Raw genomic sequence first — 16660 nt, forward strand, 5'->3', positions numbered from 1 at the left:
GTCACACGTTCGAATCGTGTCGGGTGCGCCAGCCTTGCGGCCTTTCAGGCCGGCGCTCACGTCAGCATCGCGACAATCGTCTGGAGCTGGTCGGAGGCGGACGAGACCAGTCCGTCATATGACGTCTGGCCGTGTGCGGCGGCGTTCAGGATGCATTCGGCCACGGCCGCTTTCAGGCCGAACACCGATTGATGGGCCGGTACGCTCGCCATCACGGTCTCCAGCGCTTGACGCATCGTGTGAATGAGCTCGGAGCTGTATTGCATTGGCTGTCCTCCGTGCGCTCATATTAGGTCGCGTGACCATGCTTGCCACTCACAAGCCTGAGATTGCGCTTTGAACTGGTTGAGACTGAATGTCTCAATTCAAACGCCAGATGGCCGCATTGAGCACGCCGGCAAACGCAGCATCCATCACCTCGCACATCTCATCGCGCAATTGTATCATCTTTGCATGAGCGAATCCGACACGGTGACCGGCGAAGCCTCGCCCGTCCGCAAGATCATCCATATCGACATGGATGCATTCTATGCGTCGGTGGAGCAGCGCGATAATCCGGACCTTCGCGGCAAGCCGGTCGCGGTCGGAGGCTCCGCGGAACGCGGCGTCGTCGCGGCCGCCAGCTATGAAGCGCGCCAGTTCGGCGTTCGCTCCGCGATGCCATCGGTCACTGCGAAGCGGCAGTGTCCCGATCTGATCTTCGTCAGGCCGCGCTTCGAGGTCTACAAGGCGATCTCCAGGCAAATCCGCGACATCTTTGCCGAGCACACGCCCATCATCGAACCCTTGTCGCTCGACGAGGCCTATCTCGACGTGACGGAGAACCTGCAAGGCATCCCGCTGGCGCGCGACATCGCGCTGAAGATCCGCGGGAAGATCAAGGCCGAGACTGATCTCAACGCGTCGGCGGGCATCTCCTACAACAAGTTTCTGGCCAAGCTCGCCTCCGACCATCGCAAGCCCAACGGTCAGTTCGTGATCTCGCCGGAGATGGGACCGGCTTTTGTCGAGACGCTGCCTGTCGGCAGGTTCCACGGCATAGGCCCGGCGACAGCTGCAAAGATGAATGCGCTTGGCCTGTTCACCGGTCTCGACATCCGCAACCAGACGCTGGAGTTCATGAATGCGAATTTCGGCAAGTCGGGCGCCTATTACTACTGGATCTCGCGTGGCGTCGACGAACGACCGGTCCGGGCCAACCGGATCCGCAAGTCCATCGGCGCGGAGACCACGTTCTCGGTCGACCTTGCCGAATATGGCGCGCTGGCGGCCGAGCTCAAGCCTCTCGTCGACAAGGTCTGGCGGCATTGCGAGGCGACCGGCAATCGCGGCCGCACCGTCACGCTGAAGATCAAGTTTGCCGACTTCGAGATCATCACGCGCAGCAGGTCCGTCGCAGCGCCCGTCGCGGGGCGGGACGACCTGGAGCGGCTGGCCTGCGGCCTGCTCGAAGTCGAGATGCCACTTCCCAAGCGCGTCAGGCTGCTGGGTGTCTCGCTGTCCGCGCTCCAGATCGGGGACGAGGCGGAGCCGCAGCTGACCTTGGGCATTTGAACGAGGCCGGCAGGTCTTCGGCAAACGCGACATCTTTATCCGCGACGCGGCGCAAAACCTGTCGTAGAGACACCAAAACACGATTTTTCGCGATTGATGCTGGAATGCTTGCCTTATTGATACGCCTCGGATTGCGCTTCGAAGACCGCATCGAGGAGCGCCGGTTTGTCGACCAGTACGTCCGAGGCAGTCTCGGCTGGACGCAGATCGCGATGCTGCTCGGCGCCGCCACCTATGCCGGCTACACCCTCTGGGATTGGGTGCTCTATCCCGAAGTCGTTCCAACCACGCTTGCCATCCGTGGCGGCACCGCTCTGTTCGTGCTGCTCCCGCTGACCGCGTTACTGTCACGGCGCTTGATGAAGCCATGGGCGGAGACGATTTTCCTCGTCTACTGCGTCATTCCCGGCTGCATCCTGCCGAGCATCTATCTCGTCCTGCCGTCGGGCTTCACCTTTGCCGCCCCCGGCATGATGATGATCATCCTGTTCGTCTCCACCATGCTGCCATTACGAATCGGCTCACTGGCGATTTTCTGCCTGCTGTCCTGGCTGGCGCTGCTGGTCGCCGAGACGTTCGCACCGACGATGCCGATGGGCCTGAGATTCATCAATCATTCTCTCGTCGGCAACGCCTACGCATTATCGCTCTATGCCGTGGCCGCGCGCGAATACCGGGCGCGAAAGCAATTCCGAACGTCGGAGGCCCTGCAGCGGGAAAAGGAACGCTCGGAGAAATCGCTGCGCGATCTGCGCGCGACCCAGGAGCATCTGGTGCAGGCGGAAAAGCTCGCCTCGCTCGGTCGATTGGTCGCCGGTGTCGCTCACGAGGTCAGCACCCCGCTTGGCCTCGCCCTGACGACCTCGACGGCCATGCAGACCGATCTGCAGACAATGGCCGACGCATTGGGCGGAGCGTCGGTCCGGCGATCCGATCTGACCAAGGGAATTGACAGGCTCAAGCAGGGGCTCGACCTGACCTTCGATAACCTGCACCGCGCATCCGAGATGGTGCACAGCTTCAGGCAGGTCGCAGTCCACCAGGCCGATGAGGACCGGCGCTCGTTCGAGCTTAAGGATTGGCTGGCTGAGCTGATGTCCAAGCTTGGGCCGCTGCTATCGCACCATGCTCTGGCGGTCGACGTCCAATGCCCCGCGGGCATCAAGCTCAACAGCTACCCGGGAGCACTTGCGCAGGTGATCAGCAATCTCGCCCTCAATACCGCGGGGCATGCGTACCCGGACGAGAGAGGCGGCAGATTCGCGGTCACAGTCAGCCAGCCGGACGCGAAACGGGTCCGCCTGGTCTGCGCCGACGACGGCGTTGGGATACCCGAGGAATTGCAGGCGCAGATCTTCGATCCGTTCGTCACGACCGGCCGCGAGAGCGGACATGCCGGCCTCGGGCTGCACATCGCGTTCAATTTGGTGGCCTCGTCGCTGAACGGGCGCCTGCGCCTCGAGAGCAGGACGGGTCCAGGGACTCAGATCGCTATCGAGATCCCGATCGAAGCATGAACCTGCGACCGCTGGAGCCGCCTCGGAAAGCGGCGCGCGGCCGACGGTGACGGGATTTTCAGCCCCGCCACCGGTGAAACTCGACCCGCTCGGGGCAATCAATGCCTCACGTGCTCGAACACCACGATCACGCCGGTCGGCTCGGGCTCGTGCGCCATCAGGCGCGTCAGGTCGGAATCACCCCAATCGGCGAGGCTGACGACTTCGCCGCTCTGGCGATCGGGACCGAGCGATGGTGTGGGCTCGAGGACCTTGAGGCCCATCTCGTCGACGAAGAAGGTATGCTCGCCGAACATGCTGTTGAGCTGCGGCATGGCCGGATGTTCGTCGGGCAGCACCTGAGCGCCGAGTTGGTTGACGGTCTGCTTCACCTGTTCGGATGTGAGCTTCATGAGCTGCTCCGTTTCTGTGTCCGGTTTCGTTGGCCCGGGCGGGAGCACGCGTTCCCTGCGCCTTTGTCCGCCTGGCTCGACTCCGAACAGGTGCTGCGCACAAATGTTCCCAAAAAATGTATTTCGTGATCGCGCGTTGCATCTGCCGCGCTCGCGGCACGAGATCGCCACAGGATGTACACGATTTTATCCGCGGGCAGCTCTAATCGGCGGCTTCGACGATCCGGATGTCGCGGTCCGCACCGTCTCCGAGCAGATCGTGAGCTGCCTGGTAGGCCGGGCTTGCATAGGCCGCCTTGGCGCGCTCGACGCTGTCGAACTCGATGAGAACCACGCGCTCCATTTGGCCGAGCTCGAAGGCCGCAGCCGGCACCCCGCGTGCGAGCACGCGGCCACCCGCCGCTTCGATCGCCGGACGCGACAGTTTGGCGTAAGCCGCCATGGCATCGGGATTCTTGATCGCGCGATAGGTGGCAACCCAGTAGGCTTTGGCCATTTTTCTTTCCTGGTTTCGGGGACCTGCTACGCGCTGCGGCTTTCACCGACCGAGAGCGCGCAGATGCGTGACAGATATGTGTAAGGCAGGCCGGTCTCCTCGGCCCAGGCATTGAACTGCGCCTGCACCTTGGCGAGATCGCCCTTCGACTTGACCGCTTCGGCAATATCGAGACCGGCATCACGCAGGCACGCCACCACGTCTCCTGAGGTCACAAAGCCGTCCCACCCGACGAAGCGCAGCAGCATCTGCCCGGTATTGCCGCCGAGCCGGCTGCCGCGCTTGGTCATGAGATCGAGCAGGCCGATCTCGTCGGACGAGGGCCACTTCGCCAGAAACTTGCCGAAGCTGCCGTGCTCCTTCGCGATCTCCTGCACGAAGGCGGCATTGTCGCGCACCGACATGATCTTGGCACCATTGCGCACGATGCGCGCATCGCGCAGCAGACCTTCCCAATAATCCTCGGGCTGGAAGGTGAGCTTGGCCGGCTGGAAATGCAGGAAGGCGTCTTCAAAGCCGTCCCATTTCGTCTCGATCACGCTCCAGGCAAAGCCGGCGCAAAACACCCGCCTGGCCATTTCGGCGAGGACGCGGTCGTCGCCGAGCTTGGCCAGCCGCTTGAGGTCCGGCTTTGCCGGCATCAATTTCTCCAGCGCCTTGGGCCCGCCCTTGCGCTTCTCAGCGCGGGCACGAATGGTCTTGAAGGAGGTCATGCGGACATCCGCGTTGATGGATCGTCAAGACACCAGAATTGGCTCAAGAGGTCCAGCACCGCGGAGGTGAAGTCCGTGATGCCGGCGCGCCAAGCGCACGTGGTCGGGTCCTCGGCCAAGGACGCCGCCGCCCGCAAGCGGGAGCGGGTGGATAGCGGTTGATTTCATCTCAAAGTTGTTATTGGATGCCGCTGCCAGTGAAGCGGCCTCAGTCACCGCCTCGCTGGGACTGCGGTTTATCTTTCGCAATCCCGGTTGCAACCCCGCTCGCATCGTCATCCAGACTGAGCAGAACGACGAGCCGCGTCGCAACCCAATAATGTGACCTATTCTTGCAATGTCCTTTGTCTCCGTGGCGTTCCTCGGTCTGGTGCCCGCGACCTTCCTGCTCTACCACGCCACCTCCAGGCTCGCGGTCCAGAATGTCATCATCCTGGCGGCAAGCTACGTCTTTTATGGCTGGTGGGACTGGCGTTTTCTGCCTCTGCTGGTCGGAATTTCCGTCGTCAATTATGCCGCGGCGATTCTGATCGCCGCGACCCCTCACGAGCACACCCGAAAGCTTCTGGTCTTTTCCGCGGTCGCAGTGGCGATCATCGTTCTCGCGATATTCAAGTATTTCAGCTTCTTCGTCGATTCGTTCGTGACGATTGCACAACGCGCGGGTCTCAATCCGAACCTGCCGACGTTGCGCATCATCCTGCCGCTGGGCATATCCTTCATCACCTTCCAGGGCATCGCCTATGTGGTGGACGTTTATCGCGGCAAGCATGTTGCGGAGAGAGACCTCGTCAAGTTTCTCGCCTTCAAGGCGTTCTTCCCGCAACTCGTGGCGGGACCGATCGAGAGAGCCAGCAATCTCCTGGACCAATTTTCGAAGCCGCGACAATTCACGGCTGATCATGCCGACCGCGCACTCTGGCTCCTGATCTACGGCTACGCCATGAAGGTCGTGGTGGCGGACAGCCTGGCGGTGATCGTCGACACGCTTTTCATTCCGGATCAGCCCTTTGGCTGGTCGGTCGTGCTCGCCACGATCGCCTTCGGCATCCAGATCTACGCCGATTTCAACGGATACAGCCTGATCGCAAAAGGCGTCGCGCTTCTGTTCGGCTTCGAGCTGACGTGGAATTTCCGTTACCCCTACTGGTCGGTATCGATCAGCGAATTCTGGCGACGCTGGCACATCAGCCTCAGCACATGGCTACGGGACTATTTGTACATCTCGCTCGGTGGAAACCGTCGCGGCGAGACCATCACGAACCGGAATTTGATGCTGACCATGGCTTTGGGAGGCCTCTGGCACGGCGCGTCGTGGACATTCGTGCTTTGGGGCCTGCTTCATGGCACCGTGCTTGCGCTATGGCGCAAATTGCCCGGCGGAGACGAGCCCCCTTCGAAGGTCGCCCGCGGCGCCGGCTGGGCCGTCACCATGCTGGTCGTATTCGTCGGCTGGTTCCTCTTTCGAGCAGCAAATTGGAATTTGCTGGTGGGCATGCTCAGTGCGCTCAAGAACTGGGAATGGGCCCCGGTGCACAGTGCCGTCGCGCTCGCGATTCTATCGCTGTCGGCCCCGCTGATGCTGCTGGAATGGCAGCTGCAGTCGCACGGGGACTATTTCCTGATTCGCCGACCTGCATGGATGAAGTATCCGCTGTTTGCGGCCCTGGCGGCTGTGACGATCGCGGCGTCCGGGCACGTCAACGCAACCTTCATCTATTTTCAGTTCTAGGCCATGCTGAAACGCACGATCCAGGCGATCATGAAGTCGCCGCTGACCCATGCGCTTCAGCTTGTCGCGCGCAAGTTCGTTCCGGTCGCCGTATTGACGGCTCTCATCCTCGGAATCGCGAATTTCATCTATCGGCAGAGCAACCATCAATGGTCTCGCGGAATCGAGACCTACATCGTCCTCGAGCAGATCAGGCGTTCCGAGCGGCTGCCTGCATCCGATCTCGCCTTTCTCGGCGACAGCTCTTGCCTGTTTGGGATTCACGTCCCGACCTTGTTGCGCGCGTTTCCGGGATCCGACGTCGAGGCGTTCTGCACCATCGGCTATGTTGGCCCGGATGGCTACGCCGCCATGCTCGACAAGATGATCGCCCGCGGACGGCAGCCCAAGAAACTCGTTCTGGTGTTCAATCCGATCCAGTTCGAGCGCGATCCAAGATGGAATGAATGGCCGACCTTCATCAGGACCGACCGTTTTGAAGTTCCTTCCGGCCTGACGTTTCCGGCCGGCGGTCTCGAATACATCCGACTGCTGATGGAGCGAGCCGTGTACACCCCGCTTCCGGGCGCCTACGCGATTTACTACGGCGGCAAGGACCAGTTCATTTCGACCATATGGAGCGAGCACGGTAGCGCCATCGACCCCAACCGAATGCTTGATATTCCTTCGCTGGAGGCTTTCAGGGCCACGCTGCCCGGCCACGTTCTTCTCAAGCCGCTCCCCGCCTCAAAACCGTTCGTGATGAACGCGGAATTCGAGAAGGCGCTCGCCTCCCTGTCCGTAACGCTTTCGAAGCTTGACCGGTCAAAGGTCTATCTCGTGATCTCGCCGGTCAATTCCGTCAATGCTCAGGGCGGCCCGCAGAGCTTCCACACCGAGGCAGGCAAGAGGATTGCGGCTCGACTTGGCCTCGATCAATCGCAATTCCTGGATACCCCGGACGTCATGCTGGACATCCTGTATGCGCGTTATCCGGCGCATTTGCATCGATGGGCGCGGATGATCTACACCGAGCAACTTGCCAAGACCCTGGCTGACCGGAGAATCCTGGGACAATCCGCCGGCGACTGAGTCGTCCGCTGACGCGCGCCGGCGCGTCCTCATGAGATGGTGGATTTTCGCGCTCGCTAACGCGACAAGCGCTTCGCGAGGTGGACCGACTGCCAATCTCCCAGTCCGGTATCCCTGAAACCTGCTTTCTTCGCCAGGCCGCGCATCTCGGCATTCGTCCGGGCCGTCTCGGCGGCGATCATCTCGTGGCCGAGATCGACCGCGCGCGTCTCCATCGCCGTCATCATCTGAAGGCCAAGGCCCATGCGCTGGAAGGCATCGGCGACCGAGATGGCAAATTCGCCGTGCCGAACGGCCGCGTCATAGGCGTATCGCGCTTCGCCGATGATCCGGCCGTGGCCCTCCTGCCTGAGTTCGGCGAGCAAGGTGAAGTGGTCGAGGCGGTCGGACTTGGCGACGCACTCGGCCGCAACCACGGAGAGATCGGTTCGCGCACCCATGAAGCGCTTGCTACGCGATGTCGTGGAAAGGCCGGTGAAATAGACCGAGAGGCTCTCGACGTCGGATTCGCTGGCGGTCCTGATGCAGACCATGCCCTTCGTTTCGGCCAGTTCGACCGGCTCGACGACGGCTCCCGGAAACAGCTGTGACATGCGTGATGCTTTCGGCAGGTTGCTGGGACGTGCAGACCTAGCCGAGGCCGCGCATCGTCCGCTTGGACGGAGCTGCCAATCATGCGGATGAAAACGAACAGCTCGTATTCATGTGCCGCGCGTCACACACGGGAGAGCGAAGGCACCTCCTCGGGCACGATCGCCTGAAGGCCGCCGAAGCGGCGCTCGCGGCCGTGGAAGGAGGCCAAGGCGGCGGCGAGATCGCTCGCGTCGAATTCGGGCCACATCCGCTCGGTGAAGTGCAGCTCGGCATAGGCGCCTTCCCAGAGCAGGAAGTCCGACAGCCGTTTCTCGCCCGAGGTGCGGATGATGAGATCGACGTCGCGCAGGCCGGCTTCGCCGGTGACGAGCTGCGAGAAGGCTTCGCGGGTAAGGCTCGTCAGCGCGGCCGCCTTCGCCGCGGCATTGAGGATGGCGTCACGCGCGGAATAGTCGACGGCGATACGCAGGTGCAGCGTCGAGCCTTCAGCGGTCGTCTCTTCGGCGCGCGTGATCGCGTTGGCGATGCCGTCAGGCAACCGGTCGCGGCGGCCGATCACGGTGAGGCGCGCGCCGTTCTTGACCAGGCTCTGCACCTCGTTGGCGAGATAGAAGCGCAGCAAGGTCATCAGCGCCGCGACCTCGGCCTTCGGCCTCCGCCAATTGTCGGTGGAGAATGCGTAGAGCGTCAGGGTGCCGATGCCCTGTTTTGGCGCGGCCTCGACGATGCGGCGGATGGTTTCGACGCCGGCCTCGTGGCCGCGGACGCGCGACAGGCCGCGCCGCGTCGCCCATCGTCCGTTGCCGTCCATGATGATGCCGACATGAAGCTTCTCGTTGCGGGACGCAAGGTCACTTTGCATTGCAAAGTCTCCGATCAAAAAGGGGGGAGGATCAGGTCGAGACGATACCGAGGCGGCCGAGCGGCGGTGCCTCGCGGCCGGCGGCTTTCGCAGCGTCGCGCACCAGGCGCTCGAGCACGGCGAGATAGTCGAGGAAACGGCGGCGCCCGGTCCTGGTGAGGCGGCAGGTGGTGTGCGGGCGGTTGCCCTCGTAGCCCTTGGTCACCTCGACGAGGCCTGCTTCCTGCAGCACGCCGAGGTGCCGGCTGAGATTGCCGTCGGTGAGGCCGCAGAGCTGCTTGAGGTCGGCGAATGCCAGCCCCTTGGGATGCGCCATCAACGAGGTCAGAAGCCCGAGCCTCGCCTTCTCGTGGATCACGCGGTCGAGCCCTTCATAGGAGAAGGGCGCGCTGTCAGTCTTCGACATCATGGTCTCCGGATGCGACATAGAGAATGCCCGCCATCACCGACTGCCCGATCACGAAGGGCAGGCCCATGGTCCACGGCGACAGCGTGTGCGTCTGGCTCGCGAGCACGACCACGGCGAAGCCGGACACGAAATACCAGGCACCGGCGAGCGCGACGGTGCGCGGCAGCGAGCGGACGGAAGCGAAAATGCCGAGCGACACCAGGATCTGCCATAGGCCCGGGAGCAGCCAAAGCGTCTCGCCCGCGAACTTCCACATCACCACCGCGAGCAGCACTCCGGCAACGCCTGCGGGCAGGAACTGCGCGACCGCCTGGTGGATCATGGCGTCGGCCAGACCCGAATGATGGCGGTGCGAACGCGCACGCATTTCGATCCCGATGATCAGGCCAGACAGCGCGGCGGCCATGAACCAGCCGAGGAAAAAGCCGAGCGGCTCGCCGGTGGGATCGCCCAACAGCCAGAATTGCAGGATCGCGGTGAGCAGCGCGACAGCGCCGGTCGCGGCCATCGTCGCGGGGCCATAGCCGCGGAACGCCGTACCAGCCGCAATCTGGCTGCGAATCGCCACGATGTCGGCCAGTGCCTTGTCGAGATCGCGCAACGCCAGAACCTCGCTCCGCCCGTGCTTCCGGGATTGCTCGTCCCGTTACTTTGTAATGCAAAGTATATGGCATCGCAAAGCAAATGCAAGCCCGAAAGTCGCCGCGAGAGGATACCGCCGGCCCAGACAACTGCTGGTTGCGGACCCCCTACTCCCGTAGATAAGATGCGGTCCAAAAGCGTCCCGGGGGCTGGTATGTGGCTTAAGTCATTAATTCTCGCATCTTTATTGCAAATAGGTGTCGCCGGAGCCGCGAATGCGGCGGGCCCGTTCGGCAGCGTCAATGTCGGCAACTGGATCGGCGGCGCCTTCAGCAACGACCAGACCGGCGCCTTCTCCCATTGCGCCGCGACGACGCCTTACCTCAACGGCGTTATCCTGGTGGTCGGCTACAACGCTGTCGGCACCTGGTCGCTCGCCTTTGCGAGTCCGAGCTACCGCTTCAAGCAAGGTGAGAACGCCGCGATCGACGTCATCTTCGACGGACAGGAGCAGGCGAGGCTGTTCGCCACGGCCAATCAGCCGAACATGCTCACGGCGGTCATGCCCGCCAACGTGGTGCGTACGTTTCAGAAGGCAAGCCTGATGGTCGCAACCAGCGGCCGCACCGTGCTGAATTTCGATCTGACATCGACCGGGCCGGTGATCGCGGCATTGGCCAATTGCGTGAGCAAGGTGAAAGCCGACGGGCTCGACAAGGCCGGCGACTTCACCAAGGGTGCGGCGAAGCCCGCAGTGGCCGGCGACAAGCAAGGTGCGCCTCCCGCCAAGCCGGGACGAACCGGAACCTTTACCGGCACCGGCTTTGTGGTCAGTCCCAACGGACATGTCGTCACCAACAGCCACGTGATCGATAGCTGCACCGGAGATATCAAGGGCAATCTCGCCGGTGAGGCCGCGATGGTTCTGCGCGTTGTCTCCAGCGACGCGACAAACGATCTCGCGCTGCTGCAGGCGCCGGCGACAGCAGTGTTCAAGGATTTTGCGAAGATTCGGGACCGCTCGATGCACTCCGGCGATTCAGTGGTGGCCATCGGCTTCCCGCTACACGGCTATCTCTCCTCCGACCTGACCGTGACGACGGGAATCGTCAGCTCCCTCAGCGGCTTCCGCAATCACACCGGACGTTTGCAGATCAGCGCGGCTGTTCAAGCGGGCAACAGTGGGGGCCCCTTGTTCGACCTGTCCGGCCAGGTCGCAGGCATCGTCGTTGCCAAGCTCAACGCGCTCAGGATGATCAAGGAGACCGGGCAGCTGACGGAGAATATCAACTTCGCCATCAAGACCGGCGCGCTGCGCGACTTCCTCGACAACTCCGTGGTGCCATACCAGACCGCAGAGCCCAAGGGCGAACTGAAGACTGCCGACATCGCCGCCAACGCCCGCGCCTACACGATGCTGATCTCGTGTACCGGCACGGAACAGGCGGACGCGAAGCGGTAAACCGGTCTGCTCTCAATATGGAGCGACGGGCCGCACACGCCGCGGCGGCCGCGGTTGCGCCGGCAGCCCCTGGCCGTAGGCGAAGCGCGGATTGCGATCGCAGTACAGTAGCCGGCCGGACACGCTGGCCTGGCATTGTTCATAGGTGTTGTAGCTGCATTCGCCGGGATAATCATAGTCGCCGCCCTGGGCGCACCATGGATAGTCGCGCGCGGCCGCGGGCGTGATGGTGGCGAAGCCGGCCAGGACCGCCGCACTGAACGTCATCAGCACCAAATGCATCTTGCGCATGATCCAACTCCTCTCTAGCTGGCCCGAGATACGGCGCCATCTATCATCAGGTTTCGCAGCGCCATTTTATTCCAGATCAACGAAACAAGACACGCAAGAAAAAAGCCCTGCCAGACGGCAGGGCTCCTATCCTCACGATCACAAGACCGCTACTCGACCTTCAGGCCGGCGAACTCGACGACCTTCTTCCACTTCTCGGTCTCGGCCTTGATCTCCTCGCCGAACGCCTCGGGCGTCTGCGCCCGCGGCTCGCCGCCGAGCTCGACCAGACGCTTGGCCATGTCGGGCTCCTTGATCACCGCGTTGACCTCGGCGTTGAGCTTGGCGATGATTTCCTTCGGCGTGTTCTTCGGCGCGCCCATGCCGAACAGTGCGCTGGCCTCATAGCCCTTGACGGTGTCGGCGATCGGCTGCACGTCAGGTAGCTGCGCCGAGCGTTCCGTGGTGGTGACGCCGATGGCGCGAAGCGAGCCGGAGCGGATGTGCTGGATGATCGAAGGCATGTTGTCGAAGATCACCTGCACCTGGCCGGCGAGCATGTCGGTGATCGCGGGCGCAGCGCCGCGATAGGGCACGTGCTGCATCTTGCAGCCGGTCATGGCCATGAACATCTCGCCGGACAGATGCACCGAGGTGCCGTTGCCGGACGAGGCCATGTTGACCTTGCCGGGATTGGCCTTCACGTATTCGATGAACTCGGCGACGTTCTTGGCCGGCACGTCCTTGTTGACGGTCATCACGTTCGGCACGCGCTGGAACGAGGCGACCGGCGCGATGTCGCGCACGAAGTTGAACTTCAGATTGGTGTAGAGCGAGGCGTTGATGTAGTTGGCCGGATTGACCAGCTGCAGCGTGTAGCCGTCGGGCTCGGCATTGACGACCGATTCGGTGGCGATATTGTTGCCGGCACCCGGCTTGTTCTCGATCACGAATTGCTGGCCGAGCTTTTCCGACAGGCGCTGGCCGATCAGCCGCGCCAGGATGTCGGTGGCCCCGCCCGGCGGATAGCCGACCACCCATTTCACCGGGCGGGCCGGATAATCGGCGGCAAAGGCCTTCGACAGCGGGGTGGCTGCAAGCGGACTGGCGGCGAGCAGGCCCAGCGCGGTACGGCGAGTGATCATCTCAAGGGTTCTCCCAACGTGTTGTTCTTGAAGCCAGATAGCTTGATGCCGGCGTCGGTGGGGTTGTAACAAAGCTTGCCGCAGGCGCAAAGTGCGCGGGGCGCATCGCGACGAAAGGATAAGGCATGGCGGTCAAGGTCGAAGCCCTCGATCATCTCGTCATCAACGCGCCGACGTCGCGGCTACCGCGGAGTGGTACGGCAGGATTCTCGGCATGGAAGTCAAGGTGTTCGACCCAGGCGGCGGCAAAGCGCCGCGGACTTCGCTTCACTTTGGTAACCACAAGATCAACGTCCGGCCGCGCGATGCCGACAAGGTGGAGTGGTTCACCGCGGACCACCAGACCGCCGGCAGCGAGGATCTCTGCTTCCTCACCTCCGCCACGCCCAATGAGGTGGTGGCGCATTTGCAGGCACACGGCGTCGCGATCGAGGAAGGTCCGGTTCCCAAGCAGGGCGCGCGCGGCACGCTGCGCTCTGTCTATTGCCGGGATCCGGACGGCAGCCTGATCGAGATTTCGTCGTACGAGGATTGAGGTAGGCGGGCGCTACACACTCCATCGTCATGCCCGGGCTTGTCCCGGGCATCCACGTTCTTCGAGCGGCAAGACGTGGATGGCCGGGTCAAGCCCGGCCATGACGGAGGAGAGAGTGCGCGCGCCTCACAAGACATGATGCACTCATGCCCCTCCCCTGATTTGCTCGCCGCGCCGTGCGATGGCAGGAAGACGCAATAAACAAAAGGCAGCCTCCATCAAGATGCAGGCTGCACGGGGAGGAGCCATGTCACTTCACCACACCGCAGCCGGGATCGTCGGCCCATTCGACGGGCTCGACGTACCCTGGCTCTTGAGGATGCGCGCCGAGGTGCGGCGTGATCATCCGTTCCTGATCTGGGCGCCGTTCGATGCGCCGGCGCGGCGCTGGACCTATGGCGAATTTCACGAGCGGGTCGGCGCGCTCGCGGCAGGGCTGGCACGGCGCGGCGTGAAGCCGGGCGAGTATGTACTCATTCATCTCGACAATTGCATCGAGGCGCTGCTGGCATGGTTTGCCTGTGTCGAGCTAGGCGCCATCGCGGTCACCACCAACACCCGCTCGGCGCCGGTCGAGATCGCGTATTTTGCCGATCATTGCGGCGCGGTCGCCGCGATCACACAGCCGGCCTATGCGGAGATTGTCGCGCAGAACTGCCGCAACATAAGCTGGATGGCGGTGACCTCGCATGATGCGGGCGCAGCGCCCCCGCACGGCGTCTCGCGCGGCGACAGTTTTGAATCCCTGTTGGCCGACAGTGGCGACCGCCCCAGGCGCCCGGCCGATCCGCTGGCGCCGTGCAGCGTGCAGTACACTTCGGGCACGACCTCGCGCCCCAAGGCCGTGCTGTGGACCCACGCCAACGCGCTGTGGGGCGCCAAGATCAACGCCGCGCACGAGGACCTGCACGCCAGCGACGTGCACCAGACCTATCTGCCGCTGTTTCACACCAATGCCCTCGCCTACTCCATGCTGGCGACGCTGTGGGTCGGCGCCACCTGCGTGATCCAGCCGCGCTTCTCGGCCAGCCGGTTCTGGGGCATCGCGCGCGAGCACGGCGCGACCTGGACCTCGACGATTCCGTTCTGCATAAAGGCGCTGCTCGAGCAGGAGATCCCGAGGGAGCACAAATTCCGCCTGTGGGGCACTGCGATCAACGAGCCGCCGGCCTTTGCTGCGTTCGGGATCAAGATGATTGGTTGGTGGGGCATGACCGAGACCATCACCCACGGCATCGTCGGCGAGGTCGACCAGCCCAACATACCGATGTCGATCGGCCGCGCGGCGCCTGAATATGAAATCCGCATCACCGACGACGAGGGACGGCCGACCGAGGTCGGCGGCACCGGCAATCTCGCGATCAAGGGCATCCCCGGCCTGTCGCTGTTCGCCGAATATCTGCACAACGAGAAAGCGACGCGCGAGAGCTTTGATACGCACGGCTTCTTCCTCACCGGCGACCGCGTAGAGCGTTTGGAAAACGGCTACATCAAGTTCGGCGACCGGGCCAAGGATATGCTGAAGGTCGGCGGCGAGAACGTCGCGGCCTCCGAGATCGAGCAGGTGATCGCGCTGGTACCGGGCGTGCGCGAGGCTGCCGTGGTGGCGAAGTCGCATCCGATGCTGGACGAAGTGCCGGTGGTCTTCATCATCCCGCAAGGCGGCGTCGCCGGTGCTGCGCCTGATCTGCACGAGCGCGTGATGGAAGCCTGCCGCAAGGGCCTTGCCGACTTCAAGGTGCCGCGCGAGGTCAGGTTCGTCGACGACATGCCGCGCTCGACGCTGGAGAAGGTGGCGAAGGCGGAGCTGAGGAAGATGGTGGGGTGAGATGCCGCCAAACGGCACACTGCCGTAGGGTGGGCAAAGGCGCGTCAGCGCCGTGCCCACGTTCTCAGAAGTGGTGGGCATGCTTCGCTTTGCCCACCCTACGGCAGCGGAGAACGTCGCGTCAGAACGACCCCAACGCCACAGGCCTGAACGCCTGCAGCAGCTGTTGATCGAGCTTGCCGCCCATACCTTCCATCATCCCGAACGCACGGGAATGCGTGAAGGGCATCCGGTAGGCGCGTTTCTCGACCAGCGCGGCGTAGATGTCGACGATCGTCGTGAGACGCACGATGTCGCTGATCTGGTTCGACGACAGGCCGTTCGGATAGCCTGAGCCGTCGAGGAATTCGTGGTGATGCAGCACGACGTCGAGCATCTCCGGCGGGAAGCCGCCTTGCGCTGCGAGCGCGTCATAGCCGCGGCGCGGATGCTGGCGGACCTCGGCCATCTCCTCGTCGGAGAGCTTGCCGGGCTTGTCGAGCAGCGCAGAGGGAACGAAGGCCTTGCCGACATCGTGCAGCAGCGCGGCGCGGGTCAGGCGGCGCTGGTCGTCCTCGCGCATGCCGAGGTGCTGCGCGAAGGAGACGGCGAAGCCGGTGACGAACAGGCAGTGCCGGTAGCTGCCGACATGGTGGCAGCCAACCGTGGTGAGCCATTCGCGCAGCGAGGAGTGCCTGATCGCCTTCAGGATCTTGCTCTCGGCAGCGATCACGTCGTCGAAGGTCAGGGGCACGCCGAGCGGCAGCTTCTCGAACATCTTCGCCAGCACCGCGTGCGCCGCCTCGACGCCGCGGTTGAGCGTCTTGCCGCGGTCGGTCGCGTCATAGGCGGCGGTGTCCGGGAAGGCAGCGCGGATGCGCTGAAGGATGGCATCCGCCTGGAGCGGCCGCGAGATGGTGTCGGTGGCGCCCAGCGCCCAGGCCTGCATAGTGCCGTGATGCAGGGCATCGGCGAGCACGAACAGCCGCGGCATCGAACGATAGGCATCGCCGCGCAGCTTGTTGCGCACCCGCTGCACGCTTTCGGGCGAGCGCAGGTTGATGTCGACCACGAGGCCGGAGAGATCGCGCGAGGGTTGCTCGGGAATCCCCTGCGTCGTCACCGTCGAGACATCGCCGACCGCCTTCAGGATGCTGGCGAGCTCGGTGCTCTCGTCGCTCCGGTCGGAGGCGAGCAGAAGCCGGCGTTTGGCGGCGGTTTTGGCTGAGGCGTTCATGACTTCCCCAAAGCACGGGATTGGATTTGGCGTCAGCCTAAGCCGGATCAGGTTCTCCGGCCCTTAAGAGGCGTGCTCAATGGAACCTTCTGGAATTGGGTGCAATTTTAGGGATTTCGGGTTCCAGGAGAGGAACCTCAAAACCGCGAAAACAACCCCATGCACAGTAGACGGGCCATTGATGGATAAGGAGAATTTTGAACGCTCTCGCCCCTCCCTCCGCTGTCGTCGCCCGGCTTGCCGCCTTCGCTGAAGCTTCGGCGCGCCGAGCACTCGTGTGAG

Annotated in this window: 18 protein-coding genes and 1 pseudogene; 7 read left to right on the forward strand and 12 right to left on the reverse strand. The window is 63.3% G+C overall.

Going from position 1 to position 16660, the window contains the following annotated elements:
* Positions 1-56: 56 nt before the first annotated feature.
* Positions 57-266 (reverse strand): hypothetical protein, encoded by a 210-nt coding sequence (locus tag RAD10_RS03300; RefSeq protein ID WP_018319492.1) that lies wholly within the window; start codon positions 264-266, stop codon positions 57-59.
* Between the two features lie 187 nt (positions 267-453).
* On the opposite strand from RAD10_RS03300, the gene dinB reads away from it, so the two are divergent.
* A complete protein-coding gene (gene dinB, locus RAD10_RS03305; RefSeq protein WP_461616319.1) occupies positions 454-1554 on the forward strand; it encodes a DNA polymerase IV in 1101 nt (366 codons plus the stop codon).
* 104 nt (positions 1555-1658) lie between these two features.
* Positions 1659-3071, forward strand: a complete 1413-nt coding sequence (locus RAD10_RS03310) for a sensor histidine kinase (protein WP_461616578.1) — start codon at positions 1659-1661, stop codon at positions 3069-3071.
* Positions 3072-3169: 98 nt separating this feature from the next.
* Here RAD10_RS03310 and RAD10_RS03315 read toward each other — a convergent pair whose 3' ends face one another.
* From RAD10_RS03315 to RAD10_RS03325, 3 genes are all read right to left on the reverse strand, one after another.
* Entirely contained in the window at positions 3170-3463 is a 294-nt protein-coding gene (locus RAD10_RS03315) for a hypothetical protein (protein ID WP_028139572.1), read from the reverse strand.
* Positions 3464-3665: 202 nt separating this feature from the next.
* Positions 3666-3959, reverse strand: coding sequence for a DUF1330 domain-containing protein (locus RAD10_RS03320; RefSeq protein WP_135175090.1), 294 nt, complete (start codon positions 3957-3959; stop codon positions 3666-3668).
* Positions 3960-3985: 26 nt separating this feature from the next.
* Positions 3986-4672, reverse strand: a complete 687-nt coding sequence (locus tag RAD10_RS03325) for a DNA-3-methyladenine glycosylase I (RefSeq protein ID WP_461616320.1) — start codon at positions 4670-4672, stop codon at positions 3986-3988.
* Between the two features lie 337 nt (positions 4673-5009).
* Between RAD10_RS03325 and RAD10_RS03330 the strand changes: the two genes are divergently transcribed.
* Both RAD10_RS03330 and RAD10_RS03335 read left to right on the forward strand, forming a co-directional pair.
* On the forward strand, positions 5010-6404 hold the full coding sequence (locus RAD10_RS03330; protein ID WP_461616321.1) for an MBOAT family O-acyltransferase: 1395 nt from the start codon (positions 5010-5012) through the stop codon (positions 6402-6404).
* Positions 6405-6407: 3 nt separating this feature from the next.
* Positions 6408-7475, forward strand: coding sequence for a hypothetical protein (locus tag RAD10_RS03335; protein WP_461616322.1), 1068 nt, complete (start codon positions 6408-6410; stop codon positions 7473-7475).
* A gap of 56 nt (positions 7476-7531) precedes the next feature.
* Here RAD10_RS03335 and RAD10_RS03340 read toward each other — a convergent pair whose 3' ends face one another.
* The 4 genes from RAD10_RS03340 to RAD10_RS03355 form a co-directional block, all read right to left on the reverse strand.
* A complete protein-coding gene (locus RAD10_RS03340; protein WP_091962057.1) occupies positions 7532-8068 on the reverse strand; it encodes a GNAT family N-acetyltransferase in 537 nt (178 codons plus the stop codon).
* Between the two features lie 122 nt (positions 8069-8190).
* Positions 8191-8931, reverse strand: a complete 741-nt coding sequence (locus RAD10_RS03345) for a di-trans,poly-cis-decaprenylcistransferase (RefSeq protein WP_461616323.1) — start codon at positions 8929-8931, stop codon at positions 8191-8193.
* 31 nt (positions 8932-8962) lie between these two features.
* Positions 8963-9337 (reverse strand): transcriptional regulator, encoded by a 375-nt coding sequence (locus RAD10_RS03350; RefSeq protein WP_461616579.1) that lies wholly within the window; start codon positions 9335-9337, stop codon positions 8963-8965.
* A complete protein-coding gene (locus RAD10_RS03355; RefSeq protein ID WP_461616324.1) occupies positions 9324-9941 on the reverse strand; it encodes a hypothetical protein in 618 nt (205 codons plus the stop codon). The genes RAD10_RS03350 and RAD10_RS03355 overlap by 14 nt, the downstream gene beginning before the upstream one ends.
* Before the next feature lie 195 nt (positions 9942-10136).
* Between RAD10_RS03355 and RAD10_RS03360 the strand changes: the two genes are divergently transcribed.
* Positions 10137-11384 (forward strand): S1C family serine protease, encoded by a 1248-nt coding sequence (locus tag RAD10_RS03360; protein ID WP_461616325.1) that lies wholly within the window; start codon positions 10137-10139, stop codon positions 11382-11384.
* A gap of 12 nt (positions 11385-11396) precedes the next feature.
* Here RAD10_RS03360 and RAD10_RS03365 read toward each other — a convergent pair whose 3' ends face one another.
* From RAD10_RS03365 to RAD10_RS03375, 3 genes are all read right to left on the reverse strand, one after another.
* The gene (locus RAD10_RS03365; RefSeq protein WP_461616326.1) at positions 11397-11675 is read right to left on the reverse strand and encodes a DUF3551 domain-containing protein; all 279 of its coding nucleotides are present in this window, start codon (positions 11673-11675) and stop codon (positions 11397-11399) included.
* Between the two features lie 149 nt (positions 11676-11824).
* Entirely contained in the window at positions 11825-12799 is a 975-nt protein-coding gene (locus RAD10_RS03370) for a Bug family tripartite tricarboxylate transporter substrate binding protein (protein WP_091962081.1), read from the reverse strand.
* Positions 12796-12954 carry a hypothetical protein gene (locus RAD10_RS03375; RefSeq protein ID WP_461616588.1) on the reverse strand — a complete coding sequence of 53 codons (159 nt, stop codon included), beginning with the start codon at positions 12952-12954 and terminating at the stop codon, positions 12796-12798. Before RAD10_RS03375 ends, RAD10_RS03370 begins: the two co-directional genes overlap by 4 nt.
* Here RAD10_RS03375 and RAD10_RS03380 point away from each other — a divergent pair.
* Both RAD10_RS03380 and RAD10_RS03385 read left to right on the forward strand, forming a co-directional pair.
* Positions 12925-13334 (forward strand): annotated as a pseudogene (locus tag RAD10_RS03380) (VOC family protein). The gene RAD10_RS03375 and the pseudogene RAD10_RS03380 overlap by 30 nt on opposite strands.
* Positions 13335-13581: 247 nt before the next feature.
* Entirely contained in the window at positions 13582-15162 is a 1581-nt protein-coding gene (locus RAD10_RS03385) for an AMP-binding protein (protein ID WP_461616327.1), read from the forward strand.
* Between the two features lie 121 nt (positions 15163-15283).
* On the opposite strand, the gene RAD10_RS03390 is transcribed toward RAD10_RS03385, so the two are convergent.
* Positions 15284-16378, reverse strand: coding sequence for an HD-GYP domain-containing protein (locus RAD10_RS03390; RefSeq protein ID WP_461616328.1), 1095 nt, complete (start codon positions 16376-16378; stop codon positions 15284-15286).
* Between the last annotated feature and the right edge of the window lie 282 nt (positions 16379-16660).

It is taken from the genome of Bradyrhizobium sp. 23AC (assembly GCF_054863025.1).

Coding starts and splice junctions, on each gene's coding strand:
- RAD10_RS03335 (WP_461616322.1), top strand. CDS start 6,408: ATGCTGAAACGCACGATCCAGGCGATCATGAAGTCGCCGCTGACCCAT.
- RAD10_RS03330 (WP_461616321.1), top strand. CDS start 5,010: ATGTCCTTTGTCTCCGTGGCGTTCCTCGGTCTGGTGCCCGCGACCTTC.
- RAD10_RS03375 (WP_461616588.1), bottom strand. CDS start 12,954: ATGATCGAGGGCTTCGACCTTGACCGCCATGCCTTATCCTTTCGTCGC.
- RAD10_RS03300 (WP_018319492.1), bottom strand. CDS start 266: ATGCAATACAGCTCCGAGCTCATTCACACGATGCGTCAAGCGCTGGAG.
- RAD10_RS03340 (WP_091962057.1), bottom strand. CDS start 8,068: ATGTCACAGCTGTTTCCGGGAGCCGTCGTCGAGCCGGTCGAACTGGCC.
- RAD10_RS03370 (WP_091962081.1), bottom strand. CDS start 12,799: ATGATCACTCGCCGTACCGCGCTGGGCCTGCTCGCCGCCAGTCCGCTT.
- RAD10_RS03315 (WP_028139572.1), bottom strand. CDS start 3,463: ATGAAGCTCACATCCGAACAGGTGAAGCAGACCGTCAACCAACTCGGC.
- RAD10_RS03365 (WP_461616326.1), bottom strand. CDS start 11,675: ATGCGCAAGATGCATTTGGTGCTGATGACGTTCAGTGCGGCGGTCCTG.
- dinB (WP_461616319.1), top strand. CDS start 454: ATGAGCGAATCCGACACGGTGACCGGCGAAGCCTCGCCCGTCCGCAAG.
- RAD10_RS03310 (WP_461616578.1), top strand. CDS start 1,659: ATGCTTGCCTTATTGATACGCCTCGGATTGCGCTTCGAAGACCGCATC.
- RAD10_RS03385 (WP_461616327.1), top strand. CDS start 13,582: ATGTCACTTCACCACACCGCAGCCGGGATCGTCGGCCCATTCGACGGG.
- RAD10_RS03325 (WP_461616320.1), bottom strand. CDS start 4,672: ATGACCTCCTTCAAGACCATTCGTGCCCGCGCTGAGAAGCGCAAGGGC.
- RAD10_RS03360 (WP_461616325.1), top strand. CDS start 10,137: ATGTGGCTTAAGTCATTAATTCTCGCATCTTTATTGCAAATAGGTGTC.
- RAD10_RS03350 (WP_461616579.1), bottom strand. CDS start 9,337: ATGTCGAAGACTGACAGCGCGCCCTTCTCCTATGAAGGGCTCGACCGC.
- RAD10_RS03320 (WP_135175090.1), bottom strand. CDS start 3,959: ATGGCCAAAGCCTACTGGGTTGCCACCTATCGCGCGATCAAGAATCCC.
- RAD10_RS03390 (WP_461616328.1), bottom strand. CDS start 16,378: ATGAACGCCTCAGCCAAAACCGCCGCCAAACGCCGGCTTCTGCTCGCC.
- RAD10_RS03345 (WP_461616323.1), bottom strand. CDS start 8,931: ATGCAAAGTGACCTTGCGTCCCGCAACGAGAAGCTTCATGTCGGCATC.